Annotated in this window: 14 protein-coding genes and 5 pseudogenes; 1 reads left to right on the top strand and 18 read right to left on the bottom strand. The window is 70.7% G+C overall.

The window, feature by feature from the left end:
- Positions 1 to 11: 11 nt before the first annotated feature.
- The 10 genes and pseudogenes from B1L07_02890 to B1L07_02845 form a co-directional block, all read right to left on the bottom strand.
- A pseudogene (locus B1L07_02890) lies at positions 12 to 1,816 on the bottom strand (histidine kinase).
- Positions 1,817 to 2,009: 193 nt separating this feature from the next.
- Entirely contained in the window at positions 2,010 to 2,240 is a 231-nt protein-coding gene (locus B1L07_02885) for a hypothetical protein (protein ID AUZ54244.1), read from the bottom strand.
- Between the two features lie 147 nt (positions 2,241 to 2,387).
- Entirely contained in the window at positions 2,388 to 3,302 is a 915-nt protein-coding gene (locus B1L07_02880) for a 6-phosphogluconate dehydrogenase (decarboxylating) (protein AUZ54243.1), read from the bottom strand.
- A 2-nt stretch (positions 3,303 to 3,304) separates the two neighbouring features.
- A complete protein-coding gene (locus B1L07_02875; protein AUZ56427.1) occupies positions 3,305 to 4,525 on the bottom strand; it encodes a hypothetical protein in 1,221 nt (406 codons plus the stop codon).
- 41 nt (positions 4,526 to 4,566) lie between these two features.
- Positions 4,567 to 5,112, bottom strand: a complete 546-nt coding sequence (locus tag B1L07_02870; protein AUZ54242.1) for a hypothetical protein — start codon at positions 5,110 to 5,112, stop codon at positions 4,567 to 4,569.
- Positions 5,113 to 5,209: 97 nt separating this feature from the next.
- A pseudogene (locus B1L07_02865) lies at positions 5,210 to 7,383 on the bottom strand (tail-specific protease).
- A gap of 382 nt (positions 7,384 to 7,765) precedes the next feature.
- Positions 7,766 to 8,772 (bottom strand): annotated as a pseudogene (locus B1L07_02860) (lipoyl synthase).
- A gap of 15 nt (positions 8,773 to 8,787) precedes the next feature.
- Entirely contained in the window at positions 8,788 to 9,498 is a 711-nt protein-coding gene (locus B1L07_02855) for an octanoyltransferase (protein ID AUZ54241.1), read from the bottom strand.
- Positions 9,486 to 9,764, bottom strand: coding sequence for a hypothetical protein (locus B1L07_02850; GenBank protein ID AUZ56426.1), 279 nt, complete (start codon positions 9,762 to 9,764; stop codon positions 9,486 to 9,488). The genes B1L07_02855 and B1L07_02850 overlap by 13 nt, the downstream gene beginning before the upstream one ends.
- Positions 9,765 to 9,932: 168 nt before the next feature.
- Complete coding sequence (locus B1L07_02845) at positions 9,933 to 10,886, bottom strand: peptidoglycan-binding protein (protein ID AUZ54240.1); 954 nt, start codon at positions 10,884 to 10,886, stop codon at positions 9,933 to 9,935.
- A gap of 303 nt (positions 10,887 to 11,189) precedes the next feature.
- Between B1L07_02845 and B1L07_02840 the strand changes: the two are divergent.
- Positions 11,190 to 12,246: pseudogene (locus B1L07_02840) on the top strand (hypothetical protein).
- Positions 12,247 to 12,309: 63 nt separating this feature from the next.
- On the opposite strand, the gene B1L07_02835 reads toward B1L07_02840, so the two are convergent.
- The 8 genes and pseudogenes from B1L07_02835 to B1L07_02800 all read right to left on the bottom strand — a co-directional run bounded on the left by B1L07_02835 (position 12,310) and on the right by B1L07_02800 (position 22,413).
- On the bottom strand, positions 12,310 to 13,509 hold the full coding sequence (locus tag B1L07_02835) for a serine-type D-Ala-D-Ala carboxypeptidase (GenBank protein ID AUZ54239.1): 1,200 nt from the start codon (positions 13,507 to 13,509) through the stop codon (positions 12,310 to 12,312).
- Between the two features lie 119 nt (positions 13,510 to 13,628).
- Positions 13,629 to 14,843 (bottom strand): hypothetical protein, encoded by a 1,215-nt coding sequence (locus B1L07_02830; GenBank protein AUZ54238.1) that lies wholly within the window; start codon positions 14,841 to 14,843, stop codon positions 13,629 to 13,631.
- Positions 14,840 to 15,976 carry a lytic murein transglycosylase B gene (locus tag B1L07_02825; protein ID AUZ54237.1) on the bottom strand — a complete coding sequence of 379 codons (1,137 nt, stop codon included), beginning with the start codon at positions 15,974 to 15,976 and terminating at the stop codon, positions 14,840 to 14,842. Before B1L07_02825 ends, B1L07_02830 begins: the two co-directional genes overlap by 4 nt.
- 548 nt (positions 15,977 to 16,524) lie before the next feature.
- On the bottom strand, positions 16,525 to 17,655 hold the full coding sequence (locus tag B1L07_02820) for a rod shape-determining protein RodA (protein ID AUZ54236.1): 1,131 nt from the start codon (positions 17,653 to 17,655) through the stop codon (positions 16,525 to 16,527).
- Positions 17,652 to 19,649: a penicillin-binding protein 2 gene (locus B1L07_02815; GenBank protein ID AUZ54235.1), complete on the bottom strand. Its 1,998-nt coding sequence runs from the start codon at positions 19,647 to 19,649 to the stop codon at positions 17,652 to 17,654. Before B1L07_02815 ends, B1L07_02820 begins: the two co-directional genes overlap by 4 nt.
- Before the next feature lie 3 nt (positions 19,650 to 19,652).
- A complete protein-coding gene (locus B1L07_02810; protein AUZ54234.1) occupies positions 19,653 to 20,138 on the bottom strand; it encodes a rod shape-determining protein MreD in 486 nt (161 codons plus the stop codon).
- Positions 20,135 to 21,240: pseudogene (locus B1L07_02805) on the bottom strand (rod shape-determining protein MreC). The gene B1L07_02810 and the pseudogene B1L07_02805 overlap by 4 nt, the downstream one beginning before the upstream one ends.
- Positions 21,241 to 21,366: 126 nt before the next feature.
- On the bottom strand, positions 21,367 to 22,413 hold the full coding sequence (locus B1L07_02800) for a rod shape-determining protein (protein AUZ54233.1): 1,047 nt from the start codon (positions 22,411 to 22,413) through the stop codon (positions 21,367 to 21,369).
- Between the last annotated feature and the right edge of the window lie 195 nt (positions 22,414 to 22,608).

Raw genomic sequence — 22,608 nt, 5'->3', positions numbered from 1 at the left:
TCGGGTGGACCTCAGCTGTGCGCGTCGGGCGCAGGGGGTGGCAGGATGAAATGGAAGGTGGCGCCCTGGTCGACCTGGGCCTCGGCCCAGATGCGGCCACCATGGCGGGTGAGCACGCGGCGCACGCTGGCCAGGCCGATGCCCGTGCCGGGATAGTCGCTGGCCTTGTGCAGGCGCTGGAACACGCCGAACAGCTTGCCGGCGTACTGCATGTCGAAGCCGGTGCCATTGTCGCGCACCGTGAACTGGTGGCTGCCGTCGGGCAACTGCTGCGCGGACACCTCGATCAGCGCATGTTCGCGGCCGGCGGTGTATTTCACCGCGTTGCCGAGCAGGTTCAGCCACACCTGCCGCATCATGTTCTCGTCGGCCACCAGCACCGGCAGCGGGCCGATGTTCCACTGCACGTCGCGCACCGCGCCGTCGGCACCGGCTTCGGCGCGCAGGTTGGAATCCAGCAGCGCGCGGGTGTCGGCGACCAGCGACTGCATGTCCACCGCCTGCAGGCGCATCGCGCCACGGCCCAGCCGCGAATAGACCAGCAGGTCGTCGATCAGCGCCGCCATGCGCCGCGCCGAGTCGCCGATCACCTGCAGGTAGTGGCGCGAGCGTTCGTCCGCGTCCTCGCCCAGGTGCCGCGCCAGCTTGTCGGAGAAGCCGGCCACGTGCCGCAGCGGCGCGCGCAGGTCGTGCGACACCGAATAGCTGAACGCCTCCAGCTCGCGGTTGACCTCGGCCATCTGCTCGACCTTGCCTTCCAGCTGCCGGTTCAGTTCCTCCACCCGCAGCTGCACGGCACGCTGCAGGGTGATGTCGCTGACCGTCATCAGCACCACTTCGTCGTCGCTGTCGGGCAGCGGCATGCGCCTGGCATTGACCAGCATGATCCGCACCAGGCCGTCGACGCCCCGCTGTTCATGCTCGTAGTCCCACAGCTCGCGGCCGCGCAGCAGCACGTCGGCCAGGCGCTGGTGGATGATGGGGTCGGCCCAGGCGCCATCGCCGATCGACTGCAGCAGCTGGCCGTTGGCATCGCGGCCCTCGACGCCGTACAGCTCGGCGAACGCGGCGTTGTGCAGCACGATGCGCTGCTCGGCGTTGAGCAGCACGATGGGCTCGCGCACCGTCTGCAGCACCGCGCTGGCGCGGGCGCTGGCCTGCAGCAACCGCTGCTCGGCGCGGGTGCGGCGGCCGATCTGCCGCTTCAGCAGCCACAACACCAGCCCCAGCAGCAGCAGCTGCGCGGCCAGCGTGCTCCAGGTCACCAGGGTGGACAGGCGTTGCTGGCGCTGCGCCGCGGCCACGCGCTTGGCCAGCAGCTGCTCCTCGTGGCGCTGCAGCTCCACCACGATGTCGCGGATCGGATAACTGAACGTCATTTCCTCGATCAACTGCCGCTGGCGCGGCGAATCGACGCTGTCGGCGATCTGCTTGGCCAGCGCCATGCGCCGTTCCAGCATGGAGGTGATGCGGCCGATGCGCACCAGCTGCTCGGGCTGTCGCTGACCAGGCTCGACAGCTCGCCGACGGTCTGCCCGACATCGTCGGCCCGCCGCAGGCGTTGCCGCAGCGCGTCCGACGACACGCCCTTGGACATGGTCAGCGCGGCCGACTCCACGTCGCGAATGTCGGCCTGCAGCACGTACAGCCGCGCGCTCACCGCCTGGGTGTGCGCCACCCAGTTGGCGGCATTGACGCTGTCGCGCGAAAGCTGCAGCAGCAACAACGAGGGCACCACGACGATCAGCAGCGCGGCGAGCGCCAGGCCGGCGAAGCGCCAGCGGTCCCAGCCCTCGTCGGTGAATCGATAAGCCATCCTCATTCCTTAAGCCTGTGGCCGGTACGAAAACCGGGATCAGCGTGAACGGTTTCCCAGGGACGCCAGGCCGTTGGCAGGCAGTGCCGCGGGCACGGCTCCCCTGGGACTGGAGCCGGCCGAGTGCATGCGAACCGGTACGCAAGCATTGCATGATTCGGCGCCGGAGTGAACGCGGCGCACGCGGTGGTCGTCACGGATACGGCGCTGCCCCAGCAATCCGCAGCGCCTGCGCCTCGACGCCGCGCACGCCCCTGACCGCGGCCACCCGCTCGAGCACGCGTTCGCGGGCCAGTGGGCTGTCGACCACGCCTTCCAACGTGACGATGCCCGCCGTCGTGTTCACCCGCACGTCGACCGCGGCATCGCGCTGCAGCGGCACCAGCGCCGCACGGATCCGCGTGGTGATCCAGGCATCGCTCATCGGGTCGGTTTCCGGCGCTGGCGGTAGCGGCAACGGCCCCGGCGCTGGCAGCGCCTGCAGTGGCAATGCCAGCGACAGGCCGCACCCGAATGCGGCCAACAGCATCCATGTGCGCGCGTGCGTGCTCATCGTCCCGCCCCTCCGCATTCATTCAGCATCGTTGGCCGCCTTCACCGCATGCCCGCCGAACCCGCTGCGCATCTGCGCCAGCATCCGGTCGGCGAAGGAATTGGCTTCGCGCGAGCGCAGCCGCTCCAGCAGCGAGAGCGTGATGACCGGCGCCGACACGTCCAGCTCGATCGCCTCGCTGACCGTCCAGCGGCCCTCGCCGGAATCCTGGACATAGGGCGCGATGCCTTCCAGCAGCGGGTTGTGCCGCAGCGCATCGGCGGCAAGGTCCAGCAACCACGAGCGGACCACGCTGCCGTGCCGCCAAGTCTCGGCCACCTGCGCCAGGTCCAGGTCGAACTCGCGCTTCTTCTGCATCAGCGCGAAGCCCTCGGCGTAGGCCTGCATCATTCCGTACTCGATGCCGTTGTGGACCATCTTGCAGAAGTGCCCCGCGCCAACCGGCCCCACGTGCGCCCAGCCACGCTCCGCTGCCGGCGCCAGCACCCGCAGCGCCGGCGCCAACCGCGCCAGTGCCGCCGGCTCGCCGCCCAGCATCAGGCAGTAGCCTTCCTGCAGGCCCCAGACGCCGCCACTGGTGCCGCAGTCGACGAACGCCACCCGCGCCTGCTGGCAGCGCTGCGCGCGGCGCAGCGAATCGCGATACCAGGAATTGCCGCCGTCCACGACCAGGTCGCCCGGCGACAGCAGCGGCAACAGCTGGTCCAGCAGCGCGTCGACCGCGCCCGCCGGCACCATCAGCCACAGCGCGCGCGGTGCCGGCATTGCCTGCACCAGCGCTTCGAGCGAGGCGGCCGTGGCCACGCCGGCCCCGGCCATGCGCTCGCGCGCGGCCAGCCCGGGGTCGAACCCGGTCACGCCGATGCCCCCACGGTGCAGGCGCTGCGCCATGTTGGCGCCCATGCGCCCCAGCCCGATCATGCCCAGTTCCATGTTCAACCTCGTTCGTCGATGTCAGCGGGTACCGGCGCACAGTCGCGCAACTGCGCCTGCAGCCAGCGGTGGTACAGCGTGGTGTGCAGATTGTGCAGCGCCAGGTCGATGCTGTACGGGGTGCGTGGGTTGCGGTCGAGCAGGCGCGCGATGTGGTAGCCCAGCGGGCGGATGCCCTTGGGGTGCACGTAGAGCATCAGCCCGGCGTAGACCGGGTCGGCCAGCACCTGGTCCATCTGCGCCAGCAACGGCCGCTGCGCTTCGGGAACGGCGGCACGCAGCGCCGGGTCGCGTTCGTGCAGCAGCCGCTCGAAATAACGCCGGCCGGCGCGGGGCAGCTGCCGCGACAGTTCCCACAGGCGCCGGTTCTGCCCGTCGTAGTAGCTGAAGCCGCCGTGCCGCGCCAATGCGTCGGCCGCCTGCGCGCTGACGTCGGTGATGACGAAGTTCTCGGCCTGGTTGTTGATGTCGTCCAGGTAGCGCTTGTCGAACACGTGCTCGATGAAGCCGGGCACGCCCATGAACGCCTGCCGCCCCAGGCGCGCGGTGCGCACCGCCTTGCCGTCGGCGAAGAACTCGCCCGCGTTGGCCCCCAGCAGGATGCTGGGCGTGTCGTGCAGGGTGAGGAAAGTGCCGATCGACAGCTCGCCCGGGGCGAATTCGCGGTCGAAGCCGGCGTCGCCATACAGCTCGCGCTGGGTGGCCAGCTGCGCGACCTGGCGGCCGACGCCGCATTCCGAGCGCACACGGCCGCTGTAGAACGCCTCGATCGCTGCGGAATTGGAACCGGCCGGCGCATAGCCGCGGCCGAAGCTGCGGAAGCGCTGCCAGCCCTGCGCGCGGGCGCCGCCGGGCCCGAAGCCGATCCAGCCCAGCTGCAGCGCGGAGAAGCGATACCCGCGGTTGTCCTGCAGCTGCGTGGCGGCGCGGCGGGCGGCATCGCCCAGTTGGAAGGCGTAGGCGCACAGGGTCGCGGGATGCCCGAGCAGGTCGCGCTGCAGGCGCTCACGCGACGCACCGGCGTAGCCGCGCGGCACCTGCACCTGCAGGTCGCCATGGCGGCGCGCGTCGTCCAGCGAGGCGCGCCGGCAGGGTTCGCCCCCGTGCACCACCGGTGCGGTCACGTCGCTTTCGCGTATCTGCCAACCCAGCCGCTGCAGCAGCGGCGGCAGGCATGCGGCGCCATCGGCGGCCGTTGCCGGCGGCGCCAGCCCCAGCGCCAGCGCGCAGCCGCCCAACCAGGCCGGGACACGACGGACGCGCCTCACCGCGCGGCGTCCCCGGGAGCCGCCGGGGCCAGATACTGCTGCAGGCGATCGAAGAAATGGCGGTAGAACACCGGGTCCTGCACGGTGCTGCTGGCCACCCGCACCAGCGAATCGTCCTTGCCGCCGAACGGCAGCGACACCGAGCCCAGCGCGCCGACGCCGACGCTGGCCGAGGTCGGCGATTTCTTCAACGCATAGCGGTCCTGGACCGCGCTGGCGAACACCTGCGCGCGGCCATCGCCATGCGCCGCGCAGGACACCCGCAGCACCAGCTGCTCGTGGAGTTCTTCCCGGGGCTGGAAGTTCTTGTTGGCCTCGACGCTGTCGGCGCCGGCACGGGTGATCGCATACCCCTGCCCCAGCAACGCGCGGCGCGCGGCTTCGCAGGCCTGCGCCGGGCTGGCATTGATGTCGCGGGTATAGGTGTCGCCGGAGTCGAATGACTCGCGCAGCAGCGTGGTGTCGGCCGCGCGGCCACCGCAGCCGCCGAGGGCGGCGCAGCAGGCCAGGACCAGCACGACGCGTGAACGATGCCTGTGCATGGCGCCTCCACTTGCCGAAGGCCCCGAGCATAACGCCGCCGGCGTGCAGGCACGCTGACGGCGGCTTGAACGCGGGCGGGGGCGCCCCGCCCTGCGCTCAGTCGGCCCAGCGGCCAGGGCCGGTAGACTGCGGCAGCACCTGCGCCGACAGCGGCCGGTCCTTTTCCAGCAGGTTCACCGCGTCGGCCAGGATCGACGCCGACTCCTTGAGCAGCGGATCGGGACGCTTTTCGGCGGCCTTCTCGCGCGCGGCGTCCTTGACGATGTCGCGCTCGTTGCCGGTCAGGCCGTCGTCGCTGCCATCGTCGGCCAGCGGGTCCAGCGGCAGACCCAGCTGCCGGCGCACTTCCTGCCGCTGCTTGCGCTGCGCGTCCTGCTTGTCGCGCTCGGCACGGCGCTCGGCCTCGTTGAGCGAGACGTACTTCTTTTCCGCTTCGGTGCGGAACTGCTGCACGTCCTCTTCCCACCACTGGAACTCGCGGTCGCCGCGGATGCGCGCGGCATGGCGGGTTTCCAGCTTCGGCAGGATCGGCGCGAAGTTGCCGTACTGGGTGTGCGGCACCGCGGCGATGCGGGTCCACGGCAGCGCGTTGTCGTAGGTGCTCTCGCCGAACTCGCTGGCATCGACGCTGGCCGGGAACGCCAGGTCGGGCACCACGCCCTTGTGCTGGGTGGACGAACCGCTGACGCGGAAGAACTGGGCGATGGTCAGCTTGACCTGGCCGAAGCGCTCCTTCTCGCTGGCCGGCCAGCGGTCCAGCGGCACCACGTTCTGCACGGTGCCCTTGCCGAAGGTGGTCTCGCCGATGACCAGGCCACGGCCGTAGTCCTGGATGGCGCCGGCGAAGATCTCCGACGCCGAGGCCGAGCCGCGGTTGATCAGCACCGCCAGCGGCCCGTCCCAGGCCACGGCCGGGTTGCGGTCGCTGTTGACGGTGACCCGGCCGCCGGACTCGCGCACCTGCACCACCGGCCCCTGTTCGATGAACAGGCCGGTCAGCTCGATCGCCTCGTCCAGCGAACCGCCGCCGTTGTTGCGCAGGTCCAGCACCACGCCGTCGAGCTTGTCGGCCTTGAAGCCGGCCAACAGGCGCGCCACGTCGCGGGTGGCCGACGCGTAGTCGCTGGCGTTGCGGCGGCGGCCTTCGAAATCCTGGTAGAAGGTCGGCAGCTTGACGACGCCGATGCGGCGCGCGGGTTCGCCGGCCGCGCCGGGGATGGTCATGGTCTCGCCCTTGGCCGCCTGTTCGGCCAGGCGCACCTTCTGCCGGGTCAGGGTCACCATGCGGTGCTTGCCGTCCAGGCCTTCGGCGGCGGGAATGAACTCCAGCCGCACCTGGGTGTCCTTGGCGCCGCGGATCTTGGCCACCACGTCGTCGATGCGCCAGCCGATCACGTCCTCGACCGGGCCCGAGCGGCCCTGGCCGACACCGACGATGCGGTCGCCCGGCTTGAGCGTGCCGTCCACCGAGGCCGGGCCGCCGGCGATGATCTCGCGGATCACCACCACGTCGTCCTGGCGCTGCAGCTGCGCGCCGATGCCTTCCAGCGACAGCGACATGGCCTGGTTGAAGTTCTCGGCCGTGCGCGGGTGAAGTAATCGGTGTGCGGGTCGACCGCGCGGGTGTAGGCGTTCATGAAGAAGGAGAACACGTCCTCCCCCTTCACTTCGTTGACCGACTTGAGCAGCGTGGCGTAGCGCTTGTCCAGGGTCTTGCGGATGTCGGCCGCCGGCTTGCCGGCCAGGCGCAACCGCAGCCAGTCGTTCTTCACCGACTTGCGCCACAGCTCGTCCAGCTCGGCGCTGGTCGCCCACGGTACGTCCTTGCGGTCGTAGTCGAAGCGCTCGTTGCTGGTGAAGTCCGGCTCCTGCCGGAGCAGGCGCCGCGCATAGGCGACGCGTTCGCTCACGCGCTGGCGGTAGACCGCGAACACCTGGAACGCCGGGTCGAGTTCGCCCGTGCGGATCGCCGCGCCGGTCCGCTCGGCCAGCGGCGCGAAGCGCTCCACGTCCTCGCGGGTGAAGAACTGCTTGCCGCTGTCCAGCGATTCCAGATAACGATTGAACACATCCTGCGAGGTCGCCGCGTCCAGCGGACGCGGGCGGTAGGCGTAGCGGCTGTCGGACAGCAGCCCGTAGACCAGCTTGGAGGTGGTGGCCTGGTCGAGCGTCGCGGCGGACGGCAGCGCCGAGGTGTCGGCGCGCGCCAGCAGCGCGGCCGGTGCGGTCAGCGCGAAGGCCAGCAGGAAAGCGGGTACTCGGTAGTTCATCAAAATACTCGTGGCACCGGGCGGTGGAATGAGACTGCGGATGACTCGGACAACGGGACAGTGCCGGAAGTTGCAGCGCTTGTCATCCGGACCGCCCACAGCCTAGCGGCCCGACCGTAGCGCAACGTGAACCGTGCCGGGGCACCGCGGCGGCGGCCACCCCGGCGACGGCCGCAGGGGTCGTTCCCGCAGGGGCAAGCGCGGTGCCCGGCGATCGCCCGGCGGCCAGGGCGAGGCTCCCGGGCCAGGACGCGGCCGGGGCGGAATCAGAAAAGCAGGCCTGTGCCACGTGGCCGGGCCGCGCGGGTACCGGCGGCGGCACGGCGCCGTGCCCCCCTGCGGTGGCACGGATCAATGGCCGACGGCGTGCGCCGGACGCGGGTCAGCCGACCCCGGCGCCGGCGGCCTGGCGGTCGGCGTGGTAGGACGAACGCACCATCGGCCCGGACGCCACGTGGTGGAAGCCCAGCTCGTAACCGTACTCCTCCAGCGCCTTGTATTCGTCCGGCGTCCAGTAGCGCAGCACCGGGTGGTGATGCGGGGTGGGCTGCAGGTACTGGCCGATGGTGACCATTTCCACGTCGTGCGCGCGCAGGTCGCGCAGGGTGGCCTGCACCTGCTCCAGGGTTTCGCCGAGGCCGAGCATGATGCCGGACTTGGTCGGCACGCCCGGGTGCTGCGCCTTGAACTTCTGCAGCAGGGTCAGCGACCACTGGTAGTCCGCGCCCGGGCGCACGTTGCGGTACAGGTCCGGCACGGTCTCGATGTTGTGGTTGAACACGTCCGGCGGATTGGCCGCCAGGATCTCCAGCGCGCGCTCCATGCGCCCCTTGCCACGGAAATCCGGGTCAGGATCTCGATCCGGGTGCCCGGGCTGAACTCGCGGATGGCGCTGATGCAGTCGACGAAATGGCCGGCGCCGCCATCGCGCAGGTCGTCACGGTCGACGCTGGTGACCACCACGTACTTCAGGCCCATGTCCTTGACCGTCTGCGCCAGGTGCAGCGGCTCGGCGGCGTCCGGCGGCTTGGGCCGGCCGTGGGCGACGTCACAGAACGAGCAGCGGCGGGTACAGACCTCGCCGAGGATCATGAACGTGGCGGTGCCGTGGCCGAAGCACTCGTGGATGTTGGGGCAGCTGGCCTCCTCGCACACGGTCACCAGGCGGTTCTCGCGCAGCTTGGCCTTGAGCTGCTGGACGGCGTTGCCGGAGGGGATGCGCACGCGGATCCACGACGGCTTGCGCAGCACCGGGGCCTCGGCGAACTGCACCGGCGAACGGTTGATCTTGTCGCCACCGAGCTGCTTGGCGCCGGCCTGCAGCGGCGCGGACGGGGTGTCACCCTGCAGGACCTGCAGGGGAATGGAGCGGTGGGAGGATTCGTTCATGGCGTTCCGGCGGCGTCAGGGCCGCATGGTCAGGTCGGGCAGTCCGGGGTCGTCGCGCAGGTCCAGCCCGAACTGCCGGGCCAGGTGGGACAGCAGCACCGGCTTGACCGCCGCGATGCCCGAAGGACCGCCCAAGTCTAGCACCGAGGTCACCTGCATCCCGGCATAACCGCAGGGATTGATGCGGTGGAAGGGCTCCAGGTCGAGGCTGACGTTGAACGCCAGCCCGTGGAAGCTGCAGCCACGGCGCACGCGGATGCCGAGCGCGGCGATCTTGGCGCCGCCGACGTACACGCCGGGCGCGCCTTCCAGGCGGTCGGCGACGATGTTCCACTCGTCCAGGGTGTCGATGATGGCCTGCTCGATGCGGCACACGTAGTCGCGCACGCCGATGCCCAGCCGGCGCAGGTCCAGCAGCGGGTAGACCACGATCTGGCCGGGGCCGTGGTAGGTCACCTGGCCGCCGCGGTCCACGTGCAGCACCGGGATGTCGCCCGGCGCCAGCACGTGTTCGTCCTTGCCGGCCTGGCCCAGGGTGAACACCGGGTCGTGCTCGACCACCCACACTTCGTCGACGGTGGCGTCGTCGCGGGCGTCGGTGAAGCGCTGCATCGCGTGCCAGACCGGCGCGTAGGCCTGGCGGCCGAGGTCGCGCAGCGTCGCCACGCGGACCCTGCCGCCGCCTGCCGCCGCGGCCGCGGCCGCGCAGGCGCCTACAGCGTCCACTTCACTTCCGGGTGGTTGCGCAGGGCCACGTGCGCGGCGTCGTACTGGGCGCGGCTGTCGGCCTTGAAGGCGATGCGCACGGACACGTACTTGCCGTTGGACGAGTGCTTCCAGCTGATGCGCTCGTTGAGCACATCCACGCCCGCCTGCAGCAGCAGCCGCGGCAGCTCGTGCTCCAGCCCGATGTTGGCCGCGCCCATGGCGCTCAACTCGAAGGTGCCGGGAAACTGGAAGCCGTGTTCGGGGTTGTCGGACTTGATTTCCATGCCCGCCATTATCGGGGCGCGGGCCGGCAAACCCAAGGTCCGGGAACGCGGAAGGGCCGCTGCGGGCGGCCCTTCCGTGGAAAGCTGCGTTGTCGCTGGCGCCGGTGCATGTGCCGGCCAACGGCCGGCACCTACCCGAAGCGTACCGGCCGCGGCCGGTACCCTCGCTTATTTGGACAGCTCCAGCAGGGTCGAGGAGACCCAGCCCTTGTTGCCCAGCTCGTCCTCGACTTCCCACATCACGCCTTCCTTGTTGCCGGTGGGGTACAGCATCATGCCCGGATCCAGCGAGCGCACCGGCGCGCCGGTGCCCTTGGCGTTGGCCAGCAGGCGGCCCGGGCGGGTCACCGTGACCGCCTGCTGGGCGTTGGCCGCCGAGGCGTTCTCCGGCAGGCCGCCGAGCTGGGCGACGATGTCGGTATAGGCCTGCAGGTAGGCCATGGTGATGACCTGGCCGATTTCGGTATTGGCATAGCCGCCGACGCCGGCCGCACCGAAGCCGCCGCCGCCGAACAGGCCGCCGCCGGCACCGAAGCCGATGTCGCTCTTGCGCGCCGAGCCCTCGGAGATCGCCACCTGCTCGGAGGAGCGCACGTCGGTCACGGTCAGCACCACGTCGGCGGTCTTGCTGCGGAAGTTCAGGCCACCGACGATCGCGCCGGCCTTGCCGCCGATCAGGCCGCCCAGCAGGCCGCCGATGGCGTTGCCGCCGGCGTTGCTGTTCTGGGACACCAGGTCGGGGATCATCACGTAGTCGGCGGCCTTGATCTGGCCCTTGCCGACGTTGGAGCGGCCGCGCAGGTCGCCGCTGGCGGCCAGCTCACGCTCGAACTGGCCGGCGGCCATGCCGGCGCCGCGGTCCACCAGGGTGAAGCAGCGCGAGCGGCTGACGAACACCTTGATCAGCCGCGACGGCGCCGGCAGCTGCTGGCCGGTCCACCAGTTGGTGGCGTCTTCGGGCTCGATCACCGAAATGGTGCCGATCGGGCGCTGGCACACCGGGATCTGGGCGGCCGCCTGCTTGCGCTGCTCCTGCGCCTGGGTACCGGTGTTCTTGAACGACGCCTGCGCCGGCTGGCTGGACAGGACCGCGGCGACACCCACGGTCAGGGCAGCCGCCATCAGCGGCGAAAAGACATTACGCATAGTGTTGTATTCCCCGTTAACCTGCGCCGCGTGGCGGGCGCGTTCCTTTGGTCTGAAAACCCAGCGACAGGGTCCTGGTCCTTGCAGGCAGCCAGTATGGCAAGCGCGGAGTGGTCGGCGGCGATGCTACCGCAGGGCCATGACGCTTTCCAACCGGCACCGGTCACGGTTCGCGGCGCCCGCCGGCGGCGCTGCAACGATGTGATCCGCGATCGCCACTGCGCCCACCCGGCCCGCGCCGTTAAGCTGCGCGCACTTCAACGACCCGGATCCGAGCGCATGCACACCCGCCTCCGGCTGTCCCTGGCGCTGTCCCTGGCGCTGGCCGGCAGCCCCGTCAGCGCCGCGCCCCCGCCGCCCGATACCTGCAGCGGCAGCGCGCTGCACGACCACCCGCCCGCGGTCAATTTCCGCGTGGACAACGACCTGTTCGGTGGTGCCCACCAGGACCAGGGCTATACCAACGGGGCCATGCTGACCCTGGTCTCGCCGAACCTGGCCGACTACACCGACGACCCCTGCCTGCCGGCGCCGGCACGCTGGATCAACCGCCACCTGGAGCGGCTGCAGCCGGGCGGGTTCGAGCAGCAGAACATGATCTTCAGTGTCGGCCAGGGGCTGTTCACGCCGACCGACAGCAGCCGCGCCGACCTGATCGCCGACGACCGCCCCTATGCCGGCGTGCTGCTGGTCAACTTCGGCTACAACGCCCGCAACGGCGACCGCCTGCGCACCACCCAGCTCGCGCTGGGCATGGTCGGCCCGTCCGCACAGGGCAGGCAGGTGCAGGATGCCGTGCACGGCGTGCTCGGCGACGAGAAATTCAGGGGCTGGAAGAACCAACTGCACGACGAGCCGGTGCTGCGCCTGCTGCATGAACGGATGCGGCGCTGGCCGGCGAACAACGCCGCCGGCTGGGGCTGGGACGCGATCAGCCACTGGGGCGGCGCCCTCGGCAACCTGGCGACCTACGGCAACGGCGGCGGCGAAGTCCGCTTCGGCTGGCAGCTGCCGGACGATTTCGGCAGCTCGCCGCTGCGTCCGGCGGGCGAGAACACCGCGCCGACGCGCGGCGGCAGGGCGGCCGGCTGGTCCGGGCACCTGTTCGCGACCGCCGATGCGCGCTGGGTGCTGCGCGACATCACCCTGGACGGCAACACCTTCCGCGACAGCCACCGCGTGGACAAGCGCGCACTGGTCGGCGAGATCGGCTACGGCGTGGCGTTGATGCGCGGCAAGTGGAAGTTCGCGCTGGCCCGCTACCACCGCAGCCGCGAATTCGGGGCAGAAGCAGCGGCCGGTGTTCGGCAGCTTCACCATCAGCCGCACGCTGTGATCGCCACGGCCGGCGCCGGCCCATCAAAAAAGCCGGCTTGCGCCGGCTTTTTCGTGGACAGGGTCAGGACTTCCACCACATCATGAAGGCGTCCCACAGGCGCTTGAAGAAGCCGCCCTCTTCCACCGCCTGCACCGCCACCAGCGGCGACTCGGCGACCACCTTGCCGTCCAGCGTCACCTTCACCGTGCCGATCTGCTGGCCGGCAGCGATCGGCGCGACGAGCTGCTTGGGCACGTCCATGCTCGGCTTGAGGTCGGCGTAGCGGCCGCGCGGCACGCTGACCAGCAGCGGCTGCGCCACGCCCAGCTGCACCTCGTCGGCGGCGCCCTTCCACACGTGCTGGGTGGTCACGGCCTTGCCGGTCTCGTACAGGCGGTGGGTCTCGAAGAAGCGGAAGCCCCAGTTCAGCAGCGCCAGGCTGTCATCGGCACGCTGCTTCTCCGACGCGCCGCCCATCAGCACCGCGATCAGGCGCTGGTCGCCGCGCTGGGCCGAACTCAGCAGGCAGTAGCCGGCCGCCGAGGTATGCCCGGTCTTGATGCCGTCCACGCTCGGGTCGCGCCACAGCAGCAGGTTGCGGTTGGGCTGGGTGATGTTGCCTACGGTGAATTCCTTGATCTTGTTGTAGGCGTAGGTTTCCGGGTAATCGCGCACGAAGGCGCGGCCCAGCAGCGCCAGGTCGTAGGCGCTGGACTGGTGGCCGTCGGCGGTCAGGCCGTGGGCGTTGACGAAGTGCGAGTCCTTCATGCCGATCTTGGCGGCATAGTTGTTCATCAGCGCGGCGAAGGCTTCCTGGCTGCCGGCCGCATGCTCGGCCAGGGCGATGGCGGCATCGTTGCCCGACTGGATCGCCATGCCCTTTTCCATGTCCTCCAGGCGCGCGGTCTGGTTGACCGGGAACCCGCTGTAGCTGCCATCGGTACCGGCGCCGCCCTCGCGCCAGGCGCGCTCGCTCATCATCACCTGGTCGTCGGGCTTGATCTTGCCGTTGCGGGTCTCGGCGGCCAGCACGTAGGAGGTCATCACCTTGGTGATGCTGGCCGGCGGCAGCGGCATGTGGATGTTCTCGCCGGCCAGCACCTGCCCGGAGGCGTAGTCCATCAGCACCCACGCGGTGGAGGTGGACGGCGCCGGCGCGGGCGGGATCGCCACCTGGGCGGGGGCGGCGGCCGGCGCCGGGGCCGGGGTGGGCGTCTGGGCGGAGGCCAGGCCGATGGCGAACGTCGTGGCCATGGCGGCGGCGGCAAAGCGGAATTTCATCGGAAAGCGGTTCCTGTCGGGACAAGGAATGGAAAACAGGCGGTCATTGTAGGGCGTGGTGGCGGCATCGCACCGGCATCAGCGCCCGATCAGCGTGGCTTCCATGCCGTGTATCGCAGTCAGTCGCGGACGATCTGTGGCCTGCCGAAGCCCAGACCGGTGATGCGGCCGGCAAGTTCCGCCGCCTTGGCCACGTCGTCGGCCGGCACGCGCAGGCGCCACAGGGTGCGTCCGCCACTGACCACGTCGCTGAGCGTGGCGCCGGCGATGCCGGCCGCACTCAACTGCCCCAGCGCGCGGGCGGCGTTGTCGCGGCTGGAAAAACTGGCGACCTGCAGCAGGATCGCGCCCAGCGCGCGTGCCGCGGCATCGGGCGCGGGCGTGGCCGCCACCGGTGCGGCGCCAACCGGCGCCGCCGATGACGATGGGCCGGGGGCCGCCGGCAACGCCTGCACGGCCACCGCCTGCGGCGCCGGACCGGCGGCGTGGACTTCGGCCGGCCGCGGCGTTGCCGGTGCCGGCGCGGCAGCCGGCAGCGCCTGGACCAGCTGGTCCATACGGCTGGGCGACGGCGGCGCGGCGGCGGTGTTGCCGGCCGTCGCCGCGGCGCGCGCGCGCGCCGGGCGGCGCGTCTCGCGCGAGGCCAGCAGGTTGTCGCTGCCGGGCGTCAGCCCGCGTACTTCCACCCGGCCGGTGCCACGCTGGGTGATGCCCAGCCGCACCGCGGCGGCATAACTGAGGTCGATCACGCGGCCATCATGGAACGGGCCGCGGTCGTTGACCCGCACGATCACCGACTCGCCGTTGTCCAGGTTGGTGACGCGGGCGAAGCTGGGCAGCGGCAACGTCTTGTGCGCGGCGGTGAACTGGTACATGTCGTAGACCTCGCGGTTGGAGGTCAGGCGCCCGTGGAACTTGGCGCCGTAGTAGGAAGCCGTGCCCTGCTCGACGTAATCGTCGACCCGCTCCATCACCCGGTATTCCTTGCCGAGCACCACGTACGGCGAGCGGTTGCCGATGGCCGAGCGCGGCTCGTCGCTGACCACCGGTTCCGGGATGCAGGCCACGTCGGGCACGTAATCGGGGGTGCTGTCCTTGACGCCCGGGCGGTACAGGCCGCCGGCACTGTAGTGGCCGCGCGTGCCGGGATCCTCCTGTGCCTTGGCGTAGGGCGAACCCTCGGGGCAATGCGCGGGGCGCCCGCCGCGGCCCTGCACCACGCTGCCGTGCGTGGCGCCATGGCCGCTACCGGCGGACTTGGACTTCGGTGGCGCGCTGCTGCAGGCAGCCAGCCCGAGGACGATCAACGCAGGGACCAGCCACTTGCTGTTCATGCCGGCGGCAACTCCTGTCCGGCGATGGCCTGCGACAACTGGAACACGGCCATCGCGTACATCTTGGAAAGGTTGTAACGGGTGATCGCGTAGTAGTTCTGGAAGCCCAGCCAGTACTGCTTGCCGTCGCTGCCTTCCAGGGTGATCGGGGTAGCGGTGGCCCCGGCCGCGCGTACCGGCACCCGCGGGTGGTAGCCGCGGGCGGCCAGGGCGTCGAGGCCCAGGGTCGGCGTCCAGTCGACGGGGTTGAGTTCCTCGCGGCCGGCGTCGAGCGTGGCCGGCACCGCGACCGTGCCGCCGCGCACCCAGCCGCCCTTCTTCACGAAGTAGTTGGCGATGGAGGCGAACACGTCGTCGTAGCTGGTGAACAGGTCGCGGCGGCCGTCGCCGTCGCCATCCACGGCATAGTCCAGGTAACTGGACGGCATGAACTGGCCCATGCCCATCGCGCCGGCATAGCTGCCCTTGAGCGCGGCGACGTCCAGCTTCTCCTGCGCGGCCAGTTCGAACAGCTTGGCCAGTTCGTCGCGGAAGAACAGTTCGCGGCGCACTTCGCGCTCGAGCTTCTCCGGGTCGCCGCTGCGCGGGTACTTGAACGCCAGCGTGTACAGCGCATCGAGCACGCGGTGGTTGCCGGTGTTGGCGCCGTAACTGGTCTCCACGCCGATGATCGCCACGATCACCTCGGCCGGCACGCCGCTGCGCGCCTGCACGCGCTGCAGGGCGTCGCGGTGCGTGGCCAGGAACCTGCGGCCGCCGTCGATGCGCGCCTGGCTGATGAACATCGGCCGGTACTCGTTCCACGGCTTGACCCGTTCGGCCGGGCGCGCCATGGCGGCGATGATCGGTTCGCGGATCTGCGCCTGCGCCAGCACCGATTCGATGTAGGCCGGGTCCAGCCGGTAGCGCGCGGCGGTATCGCGTACGAAGTTGGCGCGCGCGGTCTCGAACGACACCGGGGTCAGGTCCACCGGCGGCAGGTCGGACCTGCGCTCGGGGACGGCTTCGGCCGGCGTACCGCCGGTGCCTATCGGTTTGCCCGCCGCGAGCGGAGCGGGAGCAGGCGCCTGGGGCTGGGTCGCGCAGGCGACCATGCCCAGGGTGAGACAGCAGACCAGAACACGTCGAATCATCAGCCGAGATTAACAGGTCATTGATGAATTTCCATCAATAACACCATGAATCGCAAAGGGATTGGAAGTGCCCGGGACGGGCGGCCCGGGAGCCGGCGGTAGTCCATGCGACCCCCGTCAACTGAATGCGCTGCCAGCGGAAAGTACCGGCGCGGCGCCCTGCCCGCTCCCCTCCGCACCCGGCGCGGAGGACGGCCCGCTGCACGCACCGGCCTGTCCGCAGCTGCCGCGACCGAGCGCAGGTTTCCTGCCGGCCACGTGCGTGCCGGAACGCGCCGCACCACGCCAGCGGACGCCAGAAAAAATCTGGGCACCGGCTGCACCCCCCATCCCAGTGGGTGCAGCCGGTGCCCGGACCGGATCGCGACACGTGCCGGGCGTCTCCCCACGCCCGGCCGGCGGATCCCGGCCTTGCCGTCCCGCGGATTCGCAGGCCGGCCGCCACGGCGCGACGCGTCCGGTGGCGGGGAGCATTGTGACGCTTTTGTTAATTCCGGTGTTTGATCGTGATCAACCCCGGCCGGACCGGCGTCGCAGTTTCCGCCGGCTCAGCCGTGGCCGCCGTGCACCGGGTTGTAGCTGCGCGCGGCCATCACCAGGCCGAACCCGGCCAGCAGCGACACCGCGGCGGTACCGCCGTAGCTGATCAGCGGCATCGGCACGCCCACCACCGGCAGCAGGCCCGAAATCATGCCGCCGTTGACCAGCGCATAGACGAAGAACGACAGGCCGGTGGCGCCGGCGACCAGCCGCGAGAAGCCATCGCGCGACTGCGCCGCGATCCACAGGCAGCGGCCGATGATGAAGATGTACAGCGCGATCACGATCGCCACGCCCAGCCAGCCGAATTCCTCGCTCAGCACCGAGAACGCGAAGTCGGTGGTCTGCTCGGGGATGAAGTTCAGGTGCGACTGCGACCCCAGCCCCCATCCCTTGCCGGTCAATCCGCCCGAGCCGATGGCGATCTTGGACTGGATGATGTTCCAGCCAGCGCCCAGCGGATCGTTGTCCGGATCGCGGAAAGTGAGGATGCGATCCTGCTGGTAGGGACGCAGGAACGAGAACCACGAGATCGGCGCGAACAGCACTACCGCCAGCGCGCTGCCGCCGACGGTGCCGGCGGTGATGAACCACCACCACGGCATGCCCGACAGGTACAGGACGAAGACGCCGCTGGCGGCGATCAGCATGGCGGTACCCAGGTCCGGCTGCAGCATCACCAGCGCGGTGGGCACGCCGATGATCAGGCCGGCGACCAGCACCACCGGTATCCGCGGCGGCAACGGCATCCGGTGCAGGTACCACGCCACCATCATCGGCATGCTCACCTTGAGCAGCTCGGCCGGCTGCAGGTAGAACAGCTTCAGGTCCAGCCACTGGCGCCCGTACTTGCCGGTGCCCAGCACGAACACCGCCAGCAACGGCAGCATCGACAGCGCGTAGATCATCGGCGTCCAGGCGCGGATGCGCAGCACCGGCACCCGCGCGATCGCCCACATCGCCACCAGGCCCACCGCGAAGCGCGCGCCCTGGGCCATCACCAGGCCGCTGCCGCCGGCGCTGTCCAGCACCGCCAGGCCCATGCCCATCAGCGCGCACAGCGCCAGCAGCAGCGGCCAGTCGAGGCCGCGGGTAAGGCGCTGCGCCATCTCCAGCAGCCAGCGCAGGAAATCCCTCATCGCCGTTCCTCCGCTACCGGTTCCGCTGACGATGCCGGCGACGGTGGTGCCGGTGTCGGGAGCGGCTCGCCCGCCGGCGCCGGAGCGGGGGCGGCGGAGCCGGTGTTGGCCGCCCCTTCGGCCACGCCGCTGGCATCGACGGCCTGCTGCACGTCCGGCATCACCCCGAGCAGCCAGGCATCGAACACCTTGCGCGCGATCGGCGCCGCCGCCGCGCCGCCATAGCCGCCGCCCTCGACCGCGACCGCGATGGCGATGCGCGGGTCCTCGGCCGGGGCGAAGCCGATGAACAACGCGCGGTGGCGCAGATGCATCGGCAGGCTCTTCGGGTTCACCGCGGCGGTGCCCTTGCGGCTGACCACCTGCGCGGTACCGGTCTTGCCGGCCATCAGGTACGGCGCGCCGGCCGCCACCCGCCAGCCGCTGCCGCCCGGCTGCATGGTGCCCATCATGCCTTCGCGCACGGCCTGCAGGTTGCCAGGATTGGGGCTGATCGGCCGCGGTGCGGGCTGCGGCAGCGGCGTCCAGTCATGGTCGAAGCCGACCTTCTGTTCGACCACCAGGTGCGGCCGGCGCAACTGCCCGGAGGCCAGCCCGCCGACGCCGCGCACCAGCTGCAGCGGGGTCACTTTCCACAGGCCCTGGCCGATGCTGGCGTTGACCATGTCGCCGGGATACCAGCGCTCGTTGCGCAGCCGCGCCTTGGCCGCCGGCGACGGCAGGATGCCGCCGATCTCGCCGGCCAGGTCGATGCCAGTGGGCTGGCCGAAGCCGTAGTGGCCGCCCATGTACTGGTCATAGCGCTCCACGCCCATGTCCACGCCGAGCTGGTAGTAGTAGGTGTTCACCGACTGCGAGATCGACTTGCGCAGGTCGGTCCAGCCGTGGCCGCCGCGATTGGCGTCGCCCCAGCCGCGGCTCACGCCCGGCAGGTAGAACATGCCGCGCGAGAGGATCTTGTCCTCGGGCCGGCGCAGGCCGCTGTCGAGCCCGGCCAGGCCCAGGAACGGCTTGACCGTGGAGCCCGGCGCCACGCCGCCCAGCACCAGGCGGTTGAACTGCGGCCGCGAGGGGTTTTCGTTGAGGCGCTTGAAGTCGGCGTGGGAAATGCCGTTGACGAACAGGTTGGGGTCGTACGAAGGCAGGCTGACCATGGCCAGGATCTCGCCGGTGCGCGGGTCGATCGCCACCGCCGACCCTTCCTGCTCGCCGAATGCGGTCACCATCGCCTGCTGCAGGTCGACGTCGATCGACAGCCGCAGGTCGGCGCCCGACTGCGCCGGTACCCGGCCGAGCGTGCGGATCGCCCGGCCCTGCACATTGGTCTCCACCCGCTCGTAGCCGATCCTGCCGCGCAGCCGGTCCTCGTAATAGCGCTCCAGCCCGGACTTGCCGATATGGGTCAGCGCCGCATTGCCCTCGCCCAGCTCCTGCAGGTCCTTGTCGTCGACCCGGCCGACGTAGCCGATGACGTGCGCCAACAGGTCGCCGTAGGGGTAGCGGCGGGTCAGGTACGGCTCCAGCTCCACCCCCGGGTAGCGCCAGCGGTCGACCGCGAAGCGCGCCATTTCCTCGTCGCTGACGCGCAGCTTCAGCGTCACCGGCATGAAGCTGCGCCGCGCCTTACGCGACTGGTTGAAGCGCTCGATGTCCTCGTCGCTCAACGAAAAGATCGCGCGCAGCCCGGCCAGCGTGGCGGCCATGTCCTGGACCTTGTTCGGGGTCACGTCCAGGCGGAACGCCGGCACGTTCTCGGCCAGCAGGCGGCCCTTGCGGTCGTAGATCAAGCCGCGCCCGGGCACCACCGGCCGCGCCTTGATGCGGTTGGCTTCCGAACGGGTGGCGTAGACGTCGTGGTCCAGCACCTGCAGCTTGAAGTACCAGCCGGCCAGCACGCCCAGCCCCAGCAGCACGCCGAGGAAGCCGACCGCCGCACGGCGCCGGAACTGCTCGACCTCGGCCTGCGGGTTCTTGTGCTGGCGCCGCCCGTACATGGCTCAGGGCCCGCGCTTGCCCAGCCGCGCGGCGTCCAGCAGCACGTAGATCGGCAGCCACAGCAGCATGCCCGGCAGCGGCGCCCACCAGTAGCTCCACGGCAGCAGCGGCTCGGCGGTGAACAGGTGCACGGCGGCGCTGATGATGCGGTCGTTGAGCAGCAGCCCGCCGATCGCCAGCGCCTGCTGCGACAGCGGGAAGAAGCGGATGCGCGCACGGAAGCGCTGCAGGATGAAGGCGAACACCACCAGCCGCAGCGCCTGCTCGCCGAGGATCCCGCCGTACAGCAGGTCGGCCAGCAGGCCGATGATGAAGGCAAAGCCCAGCCCGACCCGCTCCGGGGTCTCGATCACCCAGTAGCCCAGCACCAGCGCCAGCCAGTACGGGCGGATGGGCTGCAGCAGTTCCGGCAACGGCACCAGCCCCAGCAGCAGGGCCAGCGCGATGCTGGCGGGCAGTACCCAGCCGCGGTTGCGCAGGCGGCTCATGGCCGGGTCTCCTGTGGAAGCGTGGGCGCGCGGCCGGAGGTCGCGGGGCGGGGCGAAGGCGGGTTGGCGGCGGGCGGGGCGTTTTCCGGTGCCGGCGCCGGCGGGGTCGGGCGCGGCGCATCGGCCGCGCCGCCCTGCGTTGCCGCGGCCGCGGGACGCGGGCCGCTACCCCGGACGTCCCGTTGTCCGGCGCCGGACGCGGGCCGGGCACCGTGTCGCCGCCGCCCGGCGGCTCCAGGCCGCTGGTCACCGGCATGCGCGGGATCTGCGGCACCGAGCGCAGCAGCAACACGTCGCGGCCGCGGTCCAGCTTGGCCGCCGGCTCCAGCGCGCCGACCAGGAAGGCATGGGTATCGTCCGGCCGCAGTTCCACGATCCTGCCCACCGGGAAACCGGCCGGGAAACGCCCGCCCAGCCCGGAGGTGACGATCTCGTCGCCCACCTCGACCCCGGCGCTGAGCGGGATGTCACGCAGTTCGAGGCGGTCGCCGCGGCCATAGGCGATCAGGCGCACGCCGTTGCGCGCGACCGTCACCGGCACCGCGTGGTCGGGGTCGGTCAGCAGCAGCACGGTCGAATGCAGCGGGGTCACCGCGATCACCTGCCCCATCAGGCCACCGGCATCGATCACCGCCTGGCCGATGTGCACGCCTTCGCGGCTGCCGGCGTCCAGCACCAAGCGCTGCTTCACCGGGTCCAGGTCGATGTCCAGGATCGGCGCCAGCTGCACGTCCAGCCCGGCGCGCTCGGCCACGTTCAGCAGCTCGCGCAACTGGGCGTTGTCCAGCGCCGCGGTCTGCAGCCGGGTCAGGCGCGCGTTGGCCAGCAGCAGCTGGTTGCGCAGTTCGCGGTTCTCGGCGACCAACTGGTTGTGGCTGGCGGCGTTGTCGCGCACCGAGGCGCCCAGGCGCCCGGGCAGGCCGGCCAGCGCCCACACCGGCTGCACCGCCACCGCGGCCTGGGTGCGCAGGCGCGACAGCCAGCCGCCCTGGTCGTCCAGCACGATCAGGGTGATCGCCAGGGCCAGGTAGGCCAGCAACCGCAGGGTGCTGCTGGCGTCGCCCTGTCGGGAGGCTACGGGGGGACCGGCATAGGGCGGCACGACGGACTTCAGCTGGAAAAATATGGGAGAAGGATGCGACGACGCCCCGGCGGTGCGATGCCCGGCGCCTGCGCGCCAAGGGCACCGCGCCGCAGAGGCGCGGGCGCGGTAGCGGGCCGGTGCGGCTTATTCCGGCGCAAAGAACTCGTTGCCGTGCATGTCGACCAGCTCCAGCGCGCGGCCACCGCCACGCGCCACGCAGGTCAGCGGGTCGTCGGCCACCTGCACGTGCAGGCCGGTTTCCTCGGAGATCAGCCGGTCCAGGTCGCGCAGCAGGGCGCCACCGCCGGTGAGCACGATGCCGCGCTCGGCGACGTCGGCGCACAGCTCCGGCGGGGTCTGCTCCAGCGCCAGCTTGACCGCCGAGACGATCCCGGACAGCGGTTCGTGCAGGGCCTCGAGCACCTCGTTGGAGCTGATCTTGATCATCTTCGGCACGCCCTCGGCAAGGTTGCGGCCGGAGATTTCCATCTCCTGCACCTCGGCCTGCGGGTAGGCGCAGCCCAGTTCCACCTTGATGCGCTCGGCGGTGGCTTCGCCGATCAGCATGCCGTGGTTGCGGCGCACGTAGTTGGTGATCGACTCGTCGAAGCGGTCGCCGCCGATGCGGACCGAGGCCGAATAGACGATGCCGTTGAGCGAGATCACCGCCACCTCGGTGGTGCCGCCACCGATGTCGATGACCATCGAGCCGCGCGCCTCGGTGACCGGCATGCCGGCGCCGATGGCTGCCGCCATCGGCTCCTCGATCAGGTACACGTCGCGCGCGCCGGCCTCCTCGGCCGATTCCTTGATGGCGCGGCGCTCGACCTGGGTCGAGCCGGCCGGCACGCACACCAGCACGCGCGGGCTCGGGCGCAGCACGCGCGACTTGTGCACCTTCTTGATGAAGTGCTTGAGCATCGCCTCGGTGTAGGTGAAGTCGGCGATGACACCGTCCTTCATCGGGCGGATGGTGGTGATGTGCCCCGGGGTACGGCCGAGCATCTGCTTGGCCTCGGCGCCGACGGCGGCCACCGAGCGGGTACCGCCGATGGCGCGGTCCTGGCGCACGGCCACGACCGACGGCTCGTTCAGCACGATCCCCTGCCCGCGCACGTAGATGAGGGTGTTGGCCGTGCCCAGGTCGATGGACAGGTCATTGGAGAACATGCCGCGGAGCTTCTTGAACATCTGGGGAGTGATCCTGAGGGCGCGTGCCCACGCCGGATGGCGAAAAAATGGGCAGAAAACGAGGTTGGCTAGCCTATCAACCCACCCCGGCACGGGCAAGGAAAATCCATGTCCGTAGCGGGTTTGGAGGCACTCGCCGGGGTTCGCCGGCGACACGTGCTTCTGGTCGCGCGCCGCCGCAGCCGGTACCCTTAT

This window comes from Stenotrophomonas acidaminiphila, assembly GCA_002951995.1.
In the GTDB taxonomy this organism is placed as follows: domain Bacteria; phylum Pseudomonadota; class Gammaproteobacteria; order Xanthomonadales; family Xanthomonadaceae; genus Stenotrophomonas; species Stenotrophomonas acidaminiphila_A.
The sequence above is the reverse complement of the archived record's forward strand: the minus strand, read 5'-3'. Positions and strand labels throughout refer to the sequence as shown.

What these genes read in the sequence shown, in the direction of transcription:
- B1L07_02885 (AUZ54244.1), bottom strand. Translation starts at nt 2,240, where the DNA reads ATGAGCGATGCCTGGATCACCACGCGGATCCGTGCGGCGCTGGTGCCG.
- B1L07_02880 (AUZ54243.1), bottom strand. Translation starts at nt 3,302, where the DNA reads ATGGAACTGGGCATGATCGGGCTGGGGCGCATGGGCGCCAACATGGCG.
- B1L07_02870 (AUZ54242.1), bottom strand. Translation starts at nt 5,112, where the DNA reads ATGCACAGGCATCGTTCACGCGTCGTGCTGGTCCTGGCCTGCTGCGCC.
- B1L07_02850 (AUZ56426.1), bottom strand. Translation starts at nt 9,764, where the DNA reads ATGGAAATCAAGTCCGACAACCCCGAACACGGCTTCCAGTTTCCCGGC.
- B1L07_02845 (AUZ54240.1), bottom strand. Translation starts at nt 10,886, where the DNA reads ATGGCGGCTGCCCTGACCGTGGGTGTCGCCGCGGTCCTGTCCAGCCAG.
- B1L07_02835 (AUZ54239.1), bottom strand. Translation starts at nt 13,509, where the DNA reads ATGAAATTCCGCTTTGCCGCCGCCGCCATGGCCACGACGTTCGCCATC.
- B1L07_02830 (AUZ54238.1), bottom strand. Translation starts at nt 14,843, where the DNA reads ATGAACAGCAAGTGGCTGGTCCCTGCGTTGATCGTCCTCGGGCTGGCT.
- B1L07_02825 (AUZ54237.1), bottom strand. Translation starts at nt 15,976, where the DNA reads ATGATTCGACGTGTTCTGGTCTGCTGTCTCACCCTGGGCATGGTCGCC.
- B1L07_02820 (AUZ54236.1), bottom strand. Translation starts at nt 17,655, where the DNA reads ATGAGGGATTTCCTGCGCTGGCTGCTGGAGATGGCGCAGCGCCTTACC.
- B1L07_02815 (AUZ54235.1), bottom strand. Translation starts at nt 19,649, where the DNA reads ATGTACGGGCGGCGCCAGCACAAGAACCCGCAGGCCGAGGTCGAGCAG.
- B1L07_02810 (AUZ54234.1), bottom strand. Translation starts at nt 20,138, where the DNA reads ATGAGCCGCCTGCGCAACCGCGGCTGGGTACTGCCCGCCAGCATCGCG.
- B1L07_02800 (AUZ54233.1), bottom strand. Translation starts at nt 22,413, where the DNA reads ATGTTCAAGAAGCTCCGCGGCATGTTCTCCAATGACCTGTCCATCGAC.